The sequence below is a fragment of the Rhizobium grahamii genome, assembly GCF_009498215.1.
In the GTDB taxonomy this organism is placed as follows: domain Bacteria; phylum Pseudomonadota; class Alphaproteobacteria; order Rhizobiales; family Rhizobiaceae; genus Rhizobium; species Rhizobium grahamii_A.
Window position 1 is genome coordinate 3,506,418 of record NZ_CP043498.1, and the last position, 14,441, is coordinate 3,520,858.

General features: G+C 61.6%; 12 protein-coding genes. 4 read left to right on the forward strand and 8 right to left on the reverse strand.

The features are described from left to right. Nucleotides 1-217 precede the first annotated feature (217 nt). Both FZ934_RS16870 and FZ934_RS16875 read right to left on the reverse strand, forming a co-directional pair. Entirely contained in the window at nt 218-844 is a 627-nt protein-coding gene (locus FZ934_RS16870; protein ID WP_153272006.1) for a ribonuclease D, read from the reverse strand. Between the two features lie 74 nt (nt 845-918). Beyond that, nucleotides 919-1,725 carry a MerR family transcriptional regulator gene (locus FZ934_RS16875; protein WP_153272007.1) on the reverse strand — a complete coding sequence of 269 codons (807 nt, stop codon included), beginning with the start codon at nt 1,723-1,725 and terminating at the stop codon, nt 919-921. 200 nt (nt 1,726-1,925) lie between these two features. Here FZ934_RS16875 and FZ934_RS16880 point away from each other — a divergent pair, with 200 nt between their 5' ends. Then, nucleotides 1,926-3,203, forward strand: a complete 1,278-nt coding sequence (locus FZ934_RS16880; RefSeq protein WP_153272008.1) for a 4-aminobutyrate--2-oxoglutarate transaminase — start codon at nt 1,926-1,928, stop codon at nt 3,201-3,203. Nucleotides 3,204-3,235: 32 nt separating this feature from the next. Next, nucleotides 3,236-4,717 carry an NAD-dependent succinate-semialdehyde dehydrogenase gene (locus FZ934_RS16885; protein WP_153272009.1) on the forward strand — a complete coding sequence of 494 codons (1,482 nt, stop codon included), beginning with the start codon at nt 3,236-3,238 and terminating at the stop codon, nt 4,715-4,717. An 82-nt stretch (nt 4,718-4,799) separates the two neighbouring features. Here FZ934_RS16885 and FZ934_RS16890 read toward each other — a convergent pair whose 3' ends face one another. Both FZ934_RS16890 and FZ934_RS16895 read right to left on the reverse strand, forming a co-directional pair. Next, nucleotides 4,800-5,237 (reverse strand): PACE efflux transporter, encoded by a 438-nt coding sequence (locus FZ934_RS16890; protein ID WP_153272010.1) that lies wholly within the window; start codon nt 5,235-5,237, stop codon nt 4,800-4,802. Between the two features lie 116 nt (nt 5,238-5,353). Continuing rightward, nucleotides 5,354-5,563, reverse strand: a complete 210-nt coding sequence (locus tag FZ934_RS16895; protein WP_153272011.1) for a SlyX family protein — start codon at nt 5,561-5,563, stop codon at nt 5,354-5,356. A 181-nt stretch (nt 5,564-5,744) separates the two neighbouring features. On the opposite strand from FZ934_RS16895, the gene uxaC reads away from it, so the two are divergent. Continuing rightward, complete coding sequence (gene uxaC / locus FZ934_RS16900; RefSeq protein ID WP_153272012.1) at nt 5,745-7,160, forward strand: glucuronate isomerase; 1,416 nt, start codon at nt 5,745-5,747, stop codon at nt 7,158-7,160. After that, a complete protein-coding gene (locus tag FZ934_RS16905) occupies nt 7,157-8,611 on the forward strand; it encodes a mannitol dehydrogenase family protein (protein ID WP_153272013.1) in 1,455 nt (484 codons plus the stop codon). Before uxaC ends, FZ934_RS16905 begins: the two co-directional genes overlap by 4 nt. 251 nt (nt 8,612-8,862) lie before the next feature. Here the strand turns inward: FZ934_RS16905 and FZ934_RS16910 are convergent, their stop codons facing one another. The 4 genes from FZ934_RS16910 to FZ934_RS16925 form a co-directional block, all read right to left on the reverse strand. Beyond that, nucleotides 8,863-11,313 carry a GcvT family protein gene (locus tag FZ934_RS16910; RefSeq protein WP_153272014.1) on the reverse strand — a complete coding sequence of 817 codons (2,451 nt, stop codon included), beginning with the start codon at nt 11,311-11,313 and terminating at the stop codon, nt 8,863-8,865. 1 nt (nt 11,314) lies between these two features. Next, a complete protein-coding gene (locus FZ934_RS16915; protein ID WP_153272015.1) occupies nt 11,315-12,190 on the reverse strand; it encodes a phosphotransferase in 876 nt (291 codons plus the stop codon). A 66-nt stretch (nt 12,191-12,256) separates the two neighbouring features. Beyond that, nucleotides 12,257-13,336 (reverse strand): ABC transporter ATP-binding protein, encoded by a 1,080-nt coding sequence (locus tag FZ934_RS16920; RefSeq protein ID WP_153272016.1) that lies wholly within the window; start codon nt 13,334-13,336, stop codon nt 12,257-12,259. A 24-nt stretch (nt 13,337-13,360) separates the two neighbouring features. Further along, nucleotides 13,361-14,434: a Gfo/Idh/MocA family protein gene (locus FZ934_RS16925; RefSeq protein WP_153272017.1), complete on the reverse strand. Its 1,074-nt coding sequence runs from the start codon at nt 14,432-14,434 to the stop codon at nt 13,361-13,363. Nucleotides 14,435-14,441: the final 7 nt, after the last annotated feature.

Below are 14,441 nucleotides of genomic sequence, written 5' to 3' on the forward strand. Positions count from 1 at the left end.
CTCTTTCGTAAAGTGCGATGAAAGCAGGTTACAGGACAGCCGCGCTCATCCGGCTCTCTGCATTCACTGGCAGCTCCTCCTGCCTGCTTGACGCCTTCATCGCGCCGACGAATGCATAAAAATTAATAAGTATCCTAGCGAAACGACGTTAAGAAAAAACTAATGGCCGGCGCATGGGTGACCGTGGCCGGCTTGGCTGAAGCGGCAATGCCGTTTCTTAGCTGTGTGCGAAGATGTCGGTCTCTTCCCAGCCGAGCAGGTCGAGCTTGGCTCGTGTCGGAAGAAACTCGAAGCAGGCTGTCGCATGGTCCATGCGACCGTCGCGCAGCAGGCGCTCGGTCAGTTTCGCCCGCAGCGCATGCAGGTAAAGTACGTCGGAGGCGGCATATTCCAGCTGCGCCTGCGACAGCGTTGCCGCCGCCCAGTCGGACGACTGCTGCGCCTTGGAAATGTCGACCTCGAGCATTTCCTTGAGATTGTCCTTCAGTCCATGGCGGTCGGTGTAGGTGCGGCAAAGGCGCGAGGCGATCTTGGTGCAGAAGACCGGCTGTGCCGTGACGCCGAACGTGTGAAACAGAACGGCAATGTCGAAGCGGCCATAGTGAAAGATCTTCTGCCGGGCGGGATCGGCCAACATGGCGACGAGATTCGGCGCATCCTTCTGACCGGCGGCAATGCGGATCACATCGGCAGAACCGTCGCCGCAGGAAAGCTGCACGACGCAAAGCCTGTCGCGACGCGGCACCAGGCCGAGCGTCTCGGTGTCGATGGCGATGGCTCCGGTGTAGCGCGCGGCATCCGCCGCGGAGATATCACCTTCATGGTAACGTATGGTGGCTGCCATCGATCTTGTCTCTCACTCAAACTGCTGCTTCTGGCGCTATAGCGCAAAGCCGGCGCAGACGATACCGACAAGGCTCAGAATGTCGGCGGTGTATTGATCCAGATGAGGATAGTTTCGCCGTCGTGGCGGTTGCGCCAGGAATGGTAGCGGCGGCTTTCGAAGTAGAGCGAGTCGCCCGGTCCGAGGTCGAAGAACTGGTCGGAATCGAGCACCAGTTCAAGCCGGCCGGAGAGAACATGCATGAACTCCTCGCCTTCATGTCGATAGGCGCCTTCGCTTGCGGCGCCGGGCGCAAGCACGAAACGGTGGCAATCCATCATCGTGCGGCCCTCGGCCAGAAGCTGGACAGTGACGCCGGGCGTCGTTTCCGGCCATGTCCGCCAGGCGCCGGCGCGGATGACCTCGGCCACATCGTCACGCTCCTCGCCCGAGAGACGGGAAACGGTCGTGTCGTAATACTCGGCGAGGTCGTGCAGCGTCTTGAAACTCACGCCTTGCGAAGTCCGCTCGAGCGTCGAGAGAGTGGAGGCAGCAATGCCAACATCACCGGCAACCTGATCGAGCGTCTTTCCAGCCCCATGGCGTAGGCTACGCAGGCGCCGGCCAAGATCCGACGTATCCGCCGGGTCGGAGGTCTCGGAGGGCTCTTCGCTCTCCAATGCCTCGCGAATGGCCGCTGGATTGAGTCCGCGCTCGGTTCGATACCAGGCTATCTTCTTTATCCGCGCAACATCGTCTGCGCTGTATTGCCGGTGCCCGGTTTCCGACCGATCGGGCACGACAAGCCCCTGGCTTTCCCACAGGCGCAGGGTGGATGCGGAAACGCCCGCCGATTTTGCCGCCTCCGCTACCTTGTAGCGCACGGGCGTCCCATTGTTCATAAGCCAAAAATTCCCGGTTCGTTCGTCATCATGGGTCGATTTCGACCTTCTTACTCAAGCCGACCATCGCTGAAAACGTCGGCCGATTGAAGCGGAAAATGCCGCTTGCTTTCTTGCAGGAAAAATGTAGGAGTTTTGTAAATATCTTGCAGAAGTTATGCAAGATAGTTTCAATCAATCCAGAGCGCAGGAACGCACCGATGACCGCGACCACCCTCACAGACCGGAAGAATGCCGCCATCTCCCGTGGCGTCGGCATGACCACGCAGATTTATGCCGACCGCGCGGAGAATGCCGAGATCTGGGACAAGGAAGGTCGCCGTTACATCGATTTCGCGGCCGGTATCGCCGTTCTCAACACTGGGCATCGCCACCCGCGCGTGATCGCTGCCGTCAAGGAGCAGCTCGATCACTTCACTCACACCTGCCACCAGGTCGTTCCCTACGAAAACTACGTGCACCTCGCCGAGCGCTTGAATGCGCTGACACCAGGCAATTTCGAGAAGAAGACGATCTTCGTCACGACGGGTGCCGAAGCCGTTGAGAACGCGGTAAAGATCGCTCGCGCCGCCACCGGCCGCTCCGCCGTCATCGCTTTCGGCGGCGGCTTCCATGGCCGTACCTTCATGGGCATGGCGCTGACAGGCAAGGTCGTGCCTTACAAGGTTGGCTTCGGTGCGATGCCGGGCGATGTGTTCCATGTGCCGTTCCCGGTCGAGCTTCATGGCGTGACGCCGGATCAGTCGCTGGCCGCGCTGAAGAAGCTGTTTGCCGCCGATGTCGATCCGCAGCGCGTCGCCGCCATCATCATCGAGCCGGTTCAGGGCGAGGGCGGTTTCTACTCGGTGCCGGTTTCCTTCATGAAGGCCTTGCGCGAGCTCTGCGACCAGCATGGCATCCTGCTCATCGCCGATGAAGTCCAGACCGGCTTTGCTCGTACAGGCAAGCTGTTCGCAATGGATCACCATGAGGTCGCCCCCGACCTGATGACCATGGCAAAGAGCCTTGCCGGCGGCTTCCCGCTCGCCGCCGTCACGGGTCGTGCAGAGATTATGGATGCGCCGGGACCGGGCGGTCTTGGCGGCACCTATGGCGGCAATCCGCTCGGCATCGCGGCCGCTCACGCCGTTCTTGATGTCATCAAGGACGAAGGTCTCTGCGACCGCGCAAACCAGCTTGGCAGCCGGCTCAAACAGCGCCTCGAATCGCTCCGCGAGAAGGCGCCCGAGATCGTCGACATCCGCGGCCCGGGCTTCATGAACGCCGTCGAGTTCAACGACAAGACGACGAAGCTGCCGAGCGCCGAATTTGCCAACAAGGTTCGCCTGATCGCACTGGAAAAGGGACTGATCCTTTTGACCTGCGGCGTGCACGGAAACGTCATTCGCTTCCTCGCGCCGATCACCATTCAGGACAATGTCTTCGGCGAAGCGCTCGACATTCTGGAAGCATCGATCCTCGAACCAAGCGGCAAGTAAGGCGGCAGCCTTTTTGCCTGGAGTTACATGACATGTCGTTCACGACTGCACTGACAAAACACGTCTCCTTCTCCTCGCCTTTCCTGCGCGATGCAGGTTACATCAACGGCGTCTGGACGGCGGGCAATGCGACGAAGACCTTCGACGTCCTCAATCCGGCAACGGGCGAGGTTCTTGCTTCGCTGCCGGATATGGGCGCTGCCGAAACGCGCGACGCGATCGATGCCGCCTATGCTGCGCAGCCGGCCTGGGCCGCGCGTCCGGCCAAGGATCGCGCCGCGATCCTGCGCAAGTGGTTCGACCTGATGGTTGCCCATGCCGATGAACTGGCGGCGATCCTGACCGCTGAGATGGGCAAGCCCTTCGCAGAGGCTCGCGGCGAGATCCTTTACGCCGCGTCCTATGTCGAATGGTACGCCGAAGAAGCCAAGCGCATCTACGGCGAAACCATTCCTGCGCCGTCGAACGACAAGCGGATGATCGTCATCAAGCAGCCTGTCGGCGTCGTCGGCACCATCACGCCCTGGAATTTCCCGGCCGCGATGATCACCCGCAAGATCGCTCCGGCGCTCGCCGTCGGCTGCACCGTCGTTTCCAAGCCAGCCGAACAGACGCCGCTATCGGCGCTGGCGCTCGCCGTTCTCGCCGAGCAGGCCGGTATTCCGGCCGGCGTCTTCAACGTCATTGTCGGTGAAGATGGTCCTGCGATCGGCAAGGAACTCTGCGGCAACGCCAAGGTGCGCAAGATCAGCTTCACCGGCTCGACCGAGGTTGGACGTATCCTGATGCGCCAATGCTCCGACCAGATCAAGAAGGTCAGCCTCGAGCTCGGCGGCAACGCACCCTTCATCGTCTTTGACGACGCGGATCTCGATGCCGCCGTCGAAGGTGCTCTGGCCTCGAAATACCGCAATGCCGGCCAGACCTGCGTCTGCGCCAATCGTCTCTACGTGCAGTCGGGCGTCTATGATGCCTTCGCCGCCAAGCTCGCTGCAAAGGTGGAGGAAATGTCTGTCGGCGACGGCTTCAAGCCGGGCGTGACTATCGGCCCGTTGATCGATGAGCAGGGGCTGGCGAAGGTCGAAAGCCACGTTGCGGATGCGGTGTCGAAGGGCGCGAGGATCGTTACGGGCGGCAAGCGCGTCGAGGGTGCCGGCACCTTCTTCACGCCGACGGTGCTGACAGGCGTCACCCGCGAAATGAAGGTCGCGCGTGAAGAGACTTTCGGCCCAGTGGCCCCGCTTTTCCGCTTTGATACCGTCGAGGACGTCATCGCGCAGGCCAATGACACCGAATTCGGCCTCGCTGCCTATTTCTTCGCGGGCGATCTGAAGAAGGTTTGGCGTGTCGCCGAAGCGCTGGAATACGGCATGGTTGGTATCAATACCGGCCTGATGTCGACGGAAACGGCGCCTTTCGGTGGCATCAAGCAATCCGGTCTTGGCCGCGAAGGCTCTCGTCACGGCGCCGATGACTATCTCGAGATGAAATATCTCTGCATGGGCAATATCTGATCGCTGGATCGCGCATGTCCCGAAAATCAACGGGATCGCCGGCAGCGGCGATCCCGTTTCATTTTGATCGGTAGAGCCGCCGTTACGCTTCCTGGCCGACCTGCTGCCAATCCGGCAGCGGGAAGACACGGTCGTAAGCCCAGTTGAAGACGAAAGCGTAGACCATGTAAAAGAGCGCGAAGGACACATCCATCATCAGCGCTTGAACGACACTGATGCCAAGATACCAGGCGATCATTGGCAGCAACGCCAGAAGCAGTCCGACCTCGAACATGACGGCATGCAACACGCGGATCGCGACGCTCTTCCGCGTGCCGCCGGTCAGGCGCTGCATCAGGTGGTCGAAGCCGAGATTGTAGATGTAGTTCCAGAGCGTCGCCAGCGTTGCGCCGGCAACGCCGATCACGCCGATGTCGGCCATGGGCATACCAAAGGCCAGCGCACCGAGCGGGGTGACGAGTGCTAGTCCGATAAGTTCGAAGCTGATGGCGTGACGGATACGGTCTGCGGTTTTCCGCATGATTACCCCCATTGGGAATGTTCGGGTCGTCCCGAGTTGATGCCCATAGAGGGGGAGGTCGTCCTCACGACCTTTTAATAGGTATTTCGGCTGCCGAAAACAAGGGTTGCGGCAGCTCAGTAGTGCGGCGGCCGTGTGATGGCCGGGGCTTCCAGCGCCTGTTCCTCGAGCGACAGGAACCGCTCCGTCAGCCTGTCGAGCTTGGCGCGCGTCTGCTCCATGACCTTCCATTGCTCTGCCAGCTGGTCTGACAGCTCTTCGATCGTCTTTGCCTGGTGGGCAACGATTTCCTCGAGTTTCGTTACGCGGCTTGTCTCGTCGGACATGGAACCTCCTTGCCGCAAGCGGCCAATTTCGTCCGCATCTGAAAAGCGGAAATAGTTCGTGCGGTCAATCATTTCGAGGGGCTGACAGGGGGATTTGTAAAACTGAACCGTTTGGTTACTAAAAGCCCTTGCCGCGTTCCGACTTGTGGGATAGGCCGGTAGCCCTCAGGGAGGAATTCTTATGGATGTTGGAAACGGCTTTCTTCATCCGGACCGGCTCTTTCCGGCCGATCCGGCAACCCGAACGGTCGCGCGCGATCTATACGAGACGGTTCGCGCACTGCCCATCGTAAGCCCGCACGGGCATACGGAGCCGTCGTGGTTTGCCGACGACAAGCCGTTCGAGGATGCGTCTTCGCTCCTCGTCATCCCCGATCATTATCTCTTCCGCATGCTCCACAGCGTCGGCGTCAAGCTCGACGATCTCGGCGTTCCGCGCCTGGACGGCAAGCCGGTCGCCAAGGGTCGCGACATCTGGCGCGCCTTTGCCGCGCAGTATCATCTCTTCCGCGGCACGCCCTCCAGCCTCTGGGTCGATCACGCGGTGTCGGCCATCCTCGGCTGCGAGGAGCCGTTGACGCGAGGGAATGCCGATGCGCTCTACGATCATATCAATGCGCAGCTGGCGCTGCCGGAATTCCGCCCGCGCGCCCTGCACAAGCGTTTCGGCATCGAGACGATCGCCACGACCGAAGGCGCTCTCGATCCGCTGGTGCATCACCAGAAAATGGCGGAAGACGGCTGGATCGGCCGCGTCCGCACCACCTACCGGCCGGATAGCGTCACCGACCCGGATGCCGTCGGCTTCCGCGAAAACCTCGTCCGGCTTGGCGAACTGACCGGTTGCGACGTGACGAAGTGGGATGAGTTGATCGATGCCCATCGCAAGCGCCGCGCCTATTTCCGCCAATTTGGCGCAACCGCCACCGACCATGGTGTTCCGACCGCTTTCACGGCGGACCTGCCGCTCGCCGACAAGCAGCGCCTTCTCGACAAGGCGTACAAGGGCACGCTGAGTGCCGAGGAAGCGGAGCTTTTCCGCGGCCAGATGCTCACCGAAATGGCGGGGCTTTCGGCCGAAGACGGCATGACGATGCAGATCCATGCCGGCTCGCGCCGCAATACCGATCGCGAACTGTTCCAGACTCGCGGTCCGAATATGGGCGCGGACATCCCGACACCGACCGACTGGGTCGGCGGCCTCTCTGCCATGCTGGCAAAGTACGGCCATGCGCCGGGTCTTCGCGTGCTGCTGTTTACGCTCGACGAGACGACCTATGCCCGCGAGCTGGCGCCGATGGCCGGCCATTGGCCATGCCTGATGATCGGCCCGCCCTGGTGGTTCCACGACAGCCCGAACGGCATTCGCCGCTATCTAGACCAGGTGGTGGAGACGGCAGGCTTCGCCAATCTGGCGGGCTTCAACGACGATACGCGGGCACTTCTGTCGATCCCGGCCCGCCACGATGTCTGGCGCCGCGAGGTCTGCCGTTTCCTGGCACAGTTCGTGACCGAACACCGGATGTCCCGCACGGAAGCCGAGATCGTCGCCGGCGAACTCTCCTACGGAAACGCGAAAAAGGCATACAAGCTGTGACCGAACGTCTGACAAGCCTTTCCGGCCTCGCGCCGACCGCAAAGCTTCCGGGCTATGATCGCAAGGCATTGAAGCCGGGTATTCTGCATCTCGGTCCCGGCGCGTTCTTTCGTGCCCACTTCGCGCCGTTCACCGACGCCGCGATTGCCGTCGCTGGCGGCGACTGGGGCATCGAGGTCGCAAGCCTACGCACGGCCGACGTCGCCGATCACCTGAACGAGCAGAACGGGCTCTACACGATGCTCGTGCGCGATACGTCTGGCACGACGGCGCATGTCATCGGCCCGATCCTGCGCGCCCATGTCGCCACTCGCAATCCCGGCGATCTGCTTGCAAGGCTGGAAGACCCGGCCATCCGCATCGTCAGCCTGACGGTAACGGAGAAGGCTTACGGCTTCGATTCCGCCACGGGCGGGCTCGACCTGAAACACCCCGACATTGCCGCCGACCTTGCCAACCGCCATGCGCCGCGCGGCGTCATCGGCTATCTCGTCGAAGGTCTTGCGCGCCGTCGCGCCAAGGGCATAGCGCCATTCACGCCGCTCAGCTGCGACAACCTGCCGAGTAACGGCGCCGTCCTAAAGCGGCTCGTGCTCGAGTTTGCCGGTCGCATCGATTCGGAGCTTCGCCAGTGGATCGAAACAAACGTACCCTTCCCATCGACCATGGTCGATCGCATCACGCCGGCAAGCACGGACGCCACCTATCGCGATGCCGAAAGGCTGACCGGCAGGCAGGATCTGGCGGCGATCGAAACAGAACCCTTCACGCAATGGGTGATCGAGGATCACTTCGCCAATGGCCGCCCGGAATGGGAGAAGGCCGGCGCGTTGATGGTCGAGGAAGTCTCGGCTTACGAAAAGATGAAGCTGCGGATGCTCAACGGGGCGCATTCGCAGCTCGCCTATCTCGGATATATAGGTGGCTATGAATTCATCCGCGACGTCATGGATGACGCCGGCCTGGCGGCCCTGGCACGCCGTCACATGAACGCAGCCGCCGCCACGCTCGATCCTGTACCCGGTATCGACCTAGAGGCCTATGCGGATGAGTTGATCGCACGCTTTGCAAACAAAGCGATCGCCCACCGCACCTATCAGATCGCCATGGACGGGACGCAGAAACTGCCGCAGCGTCTGCTGGAGCCCGCGACCGAGGCGTTGGAAAATGGCAGCAAGGCGGAAACCTATGCGATCGCAGTAGCTGCCTGGATGCGCTACGCTCTTGGCGTCGACAGGAACGGCGAACGCTACGAATTGCGTGATCCTCGCGCTACGGAAATTGCCGTTTTGCTGGCCGAAGTGCCGCGCAATGGCGGTGCCGTGTCGAAAGCCTTGTTCGGTTTGCCGGGCCTCTTTCCGGCGGCGCTGACGGGCAATATCGGTTGGACCGAGGATGTGGCGAACAAGCTGGAGATCCTGATCCAAGACAACAGGCTCCCGCTGTTTTGAGGACGAGCCTGCGACAGATTTCATCGTCGCAGGGGATTTTCCCAGACAGGTGATCGCCGCACTTGTAACCCTTGGCGGCTGTTCTTGGCGGCTTACCTGCGCCCAGCCCGTCATCCCTGTGCTGTTATAGGGATTCGGTGTGCCCCATCCTTGGGGTGTAGGAGGCACGGCTAATGGTCATTCACCGCGCCGAGGCTCGGCGCCTGATTTCCCGTGACAAATGCAGGAATGACCGCCTCTCAGCTCAGAGCCTATCCCTTCACTCTCACCATATCCGGATCGTACAAGGGTTTCAGCGAAACTTGGCAGGGTACGCGCTCACGGGCCACGTCGAGTTCGTAGCTGCCTGACAGAACGAAGTCTTCGCTCACGCCTTCGGGATTGCGGACATAGCCGTAGCCGATCGGCTTCCCGACGGTGTAGCCGAAGCCGCCGCTGGAGAGCCAGCCGACCCGTTTGCCGTCGCGGTAGATCGTCTCGCGGCCAAGCAGTACGATATCGGGATCCTCAGGCACGAAGCAGGCGAGCATTTTCTTGACGCCTGACGCGAGCTGCCGTTCGATTGCCTCGCGGCCCCGGAAAGGCGTGTTCTTCCTCGTCTTCACGGCCCAGCCAAGCCCGGCTTCGATGGGCGTGTGGTCCGGGCCGATATCCGAACCCCAGGCGCGATAACCCTTTTCAAGGCGGCAGCTTTCGATGGCGCGATAACCGGCATTGGTCAGCTGCAGCGGAGCGCCCGCTTCCATCAGCGCGTCATAAACGGTCGTTGAGTATTCGACCGGCACATGCAGCTCGTAACCGAGTTCGCCGACGTAGGTGATGCGCAGAGCCCGAACCGGGCAGCCGGCAATGCCGATTGTCTTGACGCGTCCGAAGGGAAACGCGGCATTGGAAACATCGCTGTTTGTCACCTTCTCGAGCACGGCGCGCGCATTCGGTCCCATCAGCGAAAGCACGGAATAGGCGGACGTGACGTCGACGAGCTCCGCGTGCATCCCGTCCGGAATATTGTGTGCGATCCAGTCGAAGTCATGCGTCGCGAAACCGGTGCCGGTCACGATGTAATATTCGTCATCGGCCACGCGGGCGCAGGTCAGATCGCATTCGATGCCGCCCTTGTCATTCAGCATCTGCGTGTAGACAAGCGAGCCAACCGGCTTTGCCACGTCGTTGGCGGCGATCCACGACAGTGCCGCCTCGGCATCGCGCCCCTTCAACACGAACTTGGCGAAAGACGTCTGATCGAAGATCACGGCGGCCTCGCGCACGGCCCTATGTTCACGCCCGACGGCCTCGAACCAGTTCTGACGACCGTACGTGTAGGTGTCCTTCGGTTCCTCGTCGGCGAAGAGATCGGCAAACCAGTTCGGCCGCTCCCATCCAAGCTTTTCGCCGAAGCAGGCCCCCTGCGCTTTCAGCCGGTCGTAGAGCGGCGATTTGCGGCATGGCCGGCCGCTCGAATACTCCTCGAAGGGAAAGGCCAGCGTGTAGTGCTTGCCATAGGCCTCCAGCGTGCGCGTGCGCACCCAGTCCGTGTCGAAATGCGGGCGGCCGAAGCGGCGGATATCGACCGGCCAGAGGTCGTAGGGCGGCTCGCCTTTGGCAACCCATTCGGCCAACGCCATGCCGGCGCCGCCGCCGGACGCGATACCGAAGGCGTTGAAGCCGGCGCCGACGAAGAAGTTCTTCAGCTCCGGCGCCTCGCCGAGAATGAAATTGCCATCAGGCGTAAAGCTCTCTGGCCCGTTCAGCAGCTGCTTGACGCCGACGGTTTCGAGCGCCGGGACACGGCCGAGCGCCTGCTCCATGATCTGCTCGAAATGATCGAAATTGCTGTCGAGCAGCGTGTAGTGGAACCCCTCGGGAATGCCATCCTTCGCCCATGCGATCGGGTTCGGCTCGTAGCCGCCCATGACGATGCCGCCGACCTCTTCCTTGTAGTAGGTCAGCCGGTCGGGGTCGCGCAGCGTCGGCAGGTTCGAGGGCACGCCGAAGGATTCGGTGATGATGTACTGGTGCTCGACGGATACGAGCGGCACATTGACGCCGAAGCGGGCCGCAAAGGCGCGCGTCCACTGGCCGGCGCAGACCACGACGCGTTCGCACTCAATGCGGCCATGCTCGGTGATGACGGCGCGAATCCTGCCCTTGTCGATCTCGAGGTCGAGAACCTCCGTATCCTCGAAAATCGAGACACCGGACATGCGGGCGCCCTTGGCAAGCGCCTGCGTGATGTCAGATGGGTTGGCCTGGCCGTCGGTCGGAAGATAGGCGGCGCCGACGAGATCGTCTATTGTCATCAGCGGCCAGAGATCGAAGGCCTCCTGTGGCGTCAGCAGTTGCATCTCAAGCCCGAAGGATTGCGCGGTCGTTGCCTGGCGCTTGACCTCGGTCCAGCGCTCCTCGTTGCAGGCAAGGCGCAAACCGCCATTCATCTTCCAGCCGGTGCCAAGGCCCGTTTCGGCCTCAAGCTTCTTGTAGAGATCGACGGAATAGCCGAGCAACTGTGTGATGTTGGCACTGGTGCGCAACTGGCCAACGAGCCCGGCGGCATGAAAGGTCGTGCCTGAGGTCAGCTTCTTGCGCTCGAGCAGCACCGTATCCGTCCAGCCGAGCTTACCGAGATGGTAGGCCGTCGAGCAGCCGATGATCCCGCCGCCGATAACAACGGCCTTGGCCGTCTTTGGCAATTCCTTCGTCATATTATCGATCCTGTTCGAAAGCGTCGTAGGCGCGCTCAAAGCGCGCAAGATTCTCGGCCGTGTAGCCTGCGTAGTCGAAGTCGATGGTGGAGTGGATTTCCGACACCATGCTCCACAGCGTCTCACGCAGCAGCGAAGCGCACTTCATCGCCTGATAGCGTCGCCAGAGATCGGTACTCACCGGCATCCGATAGTAGGCCTCTAGCATCGATCGCTCGGTCGCCTCGGAAAACTCGCTGTTGGAGGCAAGGCCGCCGAGATCGAAGAGCGGCGTGTTGAATCCCGCATAGTCCCAGTCGATCAGCCACAGGCGCTTGCCGTCATCGAGAAAGTTGGCGGCCAGCATGTCGTTGTGGCCGAAGGCGATCTCGAACGGGCCACCCGCCACCTCCAACGTTTCGGCTTTTGCCAGCAGATCCGGGAAGAGTCGGCGATAGGGGCTGTCGGCTGCTTCCAGATTGGCGATGTAGTCGCGAATGACATGGAAGACCCAGAAGATTGCCGCCGCACCGCGAAATTCACGGGCGATGTCATGGTGGCACGCCCGCACCAGCGGGATCACACGCTCCAAAGTCTCGGGGCGCCGAAGATCCTCCGGCGTGAGCGCCTTCGAGTCGATGTAGTTGAGGACGAGCACGCCCGGCGCATGATAAATGACTTCGGGCGACAATCCCGCCGCATGTGCGGCCTGGCTGGCGGCAAGCTCGTTCTGCCGGCTGATATGGTGAACCGGAATGTCTTCACCCAATCGGACGACGCGGCGAACCGTGCGATCGCGCACCAGATAATTCCGGTTTGTGATGCCACCGGGGATCGGCACAATTTCGATCGGACCCTGCCAGATGCCAAGCGCATGAATCCGATCTTCAGGCGTCACGCTTTTCCCCCTCGCGGCCTATCCTATTGAAATCATGGCCAGAGAGGGATCAGCTGTCAAGCGCGGCTAGATGGTGGCGCCTGATGCATCGAAGACATGACACCGCGCAGGATCGAAGAACGCTTTCACGTTCGTTCCGCGTTCGACCTTCTGCTGCCCGTCAAGCGCTATCGTCAGCTGCTGCCCATCCGGCGTCTTCGCGTAGAGCATGGTTGCGCCGCCGAGGTTTTCAACGAGATCGACATTGACAGTTGTAAGCGTGATCCCGCCGGTTTCGAGCACCGAAAGATGTTCCGGCCTGATGCCGAAGGTAACGGCTTGCCCGGCCTCGGTATTGAGTCGGCGCGGGAGGCGAACAGAGTTGCCGCAGACGTTGATGGTCGTGTCGGCTGCGCCCACCTGCTCGATGCGGGCCTGCAGGAAGTTCATTTTCGGGCTGCCGATGAAGCCCGCCACGAAACGGTTGGCCGGGTTGTTATAGAGATCGAGCGGCGCACCGACCTGCTCGATACGGCCTGAGTTCAGCACCACGATCTTGTCGGCCATAGTCATGGCTTCCACCTGGTCGTGGGTGACGTAGATCATCGTGTTGCCAAGGCTGCGATGCAGCCGGGAAATCTCGACGCGCATCTGCACGCGCAGTTCCGCGTCGAGGTTGGAGAGCGGCTCGTCGAACAGGAAGATGCGCGGCTCACGCACGATCGCGCGGCCGATCGCCACGCGCTGGCGCTGGCCACCAGAGAGAGCCTTCGGCTTGCGCTCCAGCAGCTTCTCGATCTGCAGAATTTCGGCGGCGCGCTTCACCTTCGGCTGGATCTCGGTCTTCTTGTAGCCGGCAGTCTCAAGCCCGAAGGCAAGGTTCTTATAGACAGACATATGCGGGTATAGCGCATAGGACTGGAACACCATCGCGATACCGCGCTTGGCCGGAGCCACCTCGTTCATCCGCTCATTGTCGAGCAGCAGCGCGCCACCGGTGATCTCTTCCAGACCCGCGATCATGCGCAGCAGGGTGGACTTGCCGCAGCCTGACGGGCCGACGAAGACCGCGAACTCGCCGGGATCGATCTTCAGGTCGATGCCGTGGATAACATCAAGCGCGCCGTAGCGCTTTTCGACCTTCTGGAGAACGACGCTTGTTGCCATGATCTCAGGATCCTCCCTGGTCCGTTACTTTGTGCGAGCACGCCAGTCGGCGTACTTCGGGCTGTCCGACCCGATCGGCAGGATGACTTCGCTGCCGGTATCGGACGATTGATAGATGGCGGTGACGAGTTCCAGCGCGCGGCGCGCGTCCCTTGTCGTCACTGGTAGCGGCCCGTTGCCGCAGAGATAGGCGTGGAAATGCTCCATCTGCGTGGTGAAGCGAGGTGCGACCGGTTGCCAGTTACCGATGATGGCGTCGATACGCGTCTGGATCCCGTCATTGGCGGCGATGATCTTCCACGGATCCTTGCCCGGCGAATAGGGCTCGTGGTTGCTCTCGAAGGTGACGTTTTCGAAATGCAGTCGCAGGCGACTGATCTGCTCCTGCGAGCCGAGCGTGCAGGAGAGCGACACGAAGGCGCCGTTCTGCATCAGCAGGCTCGCAGAGGCGCAGTCCTCGACCTCGATATCGTTGACCCGGGTCGCGACACGGCCGAAGACCTTGGAGACAGGCCCCATCAGATGCAGCAGCATGTCGTGCAGGTGCAGCGCGTGCGTCACCAGTACACCGCCAAGCTCGGTCTCCCATTTGCCGCGCCACGGCACGGCGTAATATTCGGGCGTCCGCAGCCAGAAGGTCTCGACCGAGCCCATGTAGGGCTTGCCCGCGATGCCGGCCTCGATGATCCGCTTCGCCTTTTCGATGCCGTCGCCGTAGCGGTACTGGAAGATCGGCATCAGCGTGCCCTTGGCCGCTTTCTCCGCTTCCATGATCGTGTCGACGCCGCAAAGCGAGCCGGTCAACGGCTTCTCGCAGATGACGTGCTTGCCCGCTGCCAGCGCCGCCACCACCTGCTCCAGGTGGATGCCGGGCGGCGTGCAGATGTCGACGATATCGACGCTCTCATCGGCCAGCACGTCGGCAAACGAGGTCGTGCGCTTGGCGATGTCGAACTCGTCGCCGATCTCGCGCAGCCGTTCTTCGTTCAGGTCGCAGATCGCCACGACCTTGAACTTGTCCGGATGCGGCAGGTAGCCTTCGACGATGTGGGAACGGCCGATGCCGCAGCCAACGATCGCAACATTCTTGATACTCATTGATCTA

Bases quoted from the DNA above. Each gene is read 5' to 3' on its own strand.
- FZ934_RS16870 (WP_153272006.1), bottom strand. From the start codon at position 844: ATGGCAGCCACCATACGTTACCATGAAGGTGATATCTCCGCGGCGGAT.
- FZ934_RS16875 (WP_153272007.1), bottom strand. From the start codon at position 1,725: ATGAACAATGGGACGCCCGTGCGCTACAAGGTAGCGGAGGCGGCAAAA.
- FZ934_RS16880 (WP_153272008.1), top strand. From the start codon at position 1,926: ATGACCGCGACCACCCTCACAGACCGGAAGAATGCCGCCATCTCCCGT.
- FZ934_RS16885 (WP_153272009.1), top strand. From the start codon at position 3,236: ATGTCGTTCACGACTGCACTGACAAAACACGTCTCCTTCTCCTCGCCT.
- FZ934_RS16890 (WP_153272010.1), bottom strand. From the start codon at position 5,237: ATGCGGAAAACCGCAGACCGTATCCGTCACGCCATCAGCTTCGAACTT.
- FZ934_RS16895 (WP_153272011.1), bottom strand. From the start codon at position 5,563: ATGTCCGACGAGACAAGCCGCGTAACGAAACTCGAGGAAATCGTTGCC.
- uxaC (WP_153272012.1), top strand. From the start codon at position 5,745: ATGGATGTTGGAAACGGCTTTCTTCATCCGGACCGGCTCTTTCCGGCC.
- FZ934_RS16910 (WP_153272014.1), bottom strand. From the start codon at position 11,313: ATGACGAAGGAATTGCCAAAGACGGCCAAGGCCGTTGTTATCGGCGGC.
- FZ934_RS16920 (WP_153272016.1), bottom strand. From the start codon at position 13,336: ATGGCAACAAGCGTCGTTCTCCAGAAGGTCGAAAAGCGCTACGGCGCG.
- FZ934_RS16925 (WP_153272017.1), bottom strand. From the start codon at position 14,434: ATGAGTATCAAGAATGTTGCGATCGTTGGCTGCGGCATCGGCCGTTCC.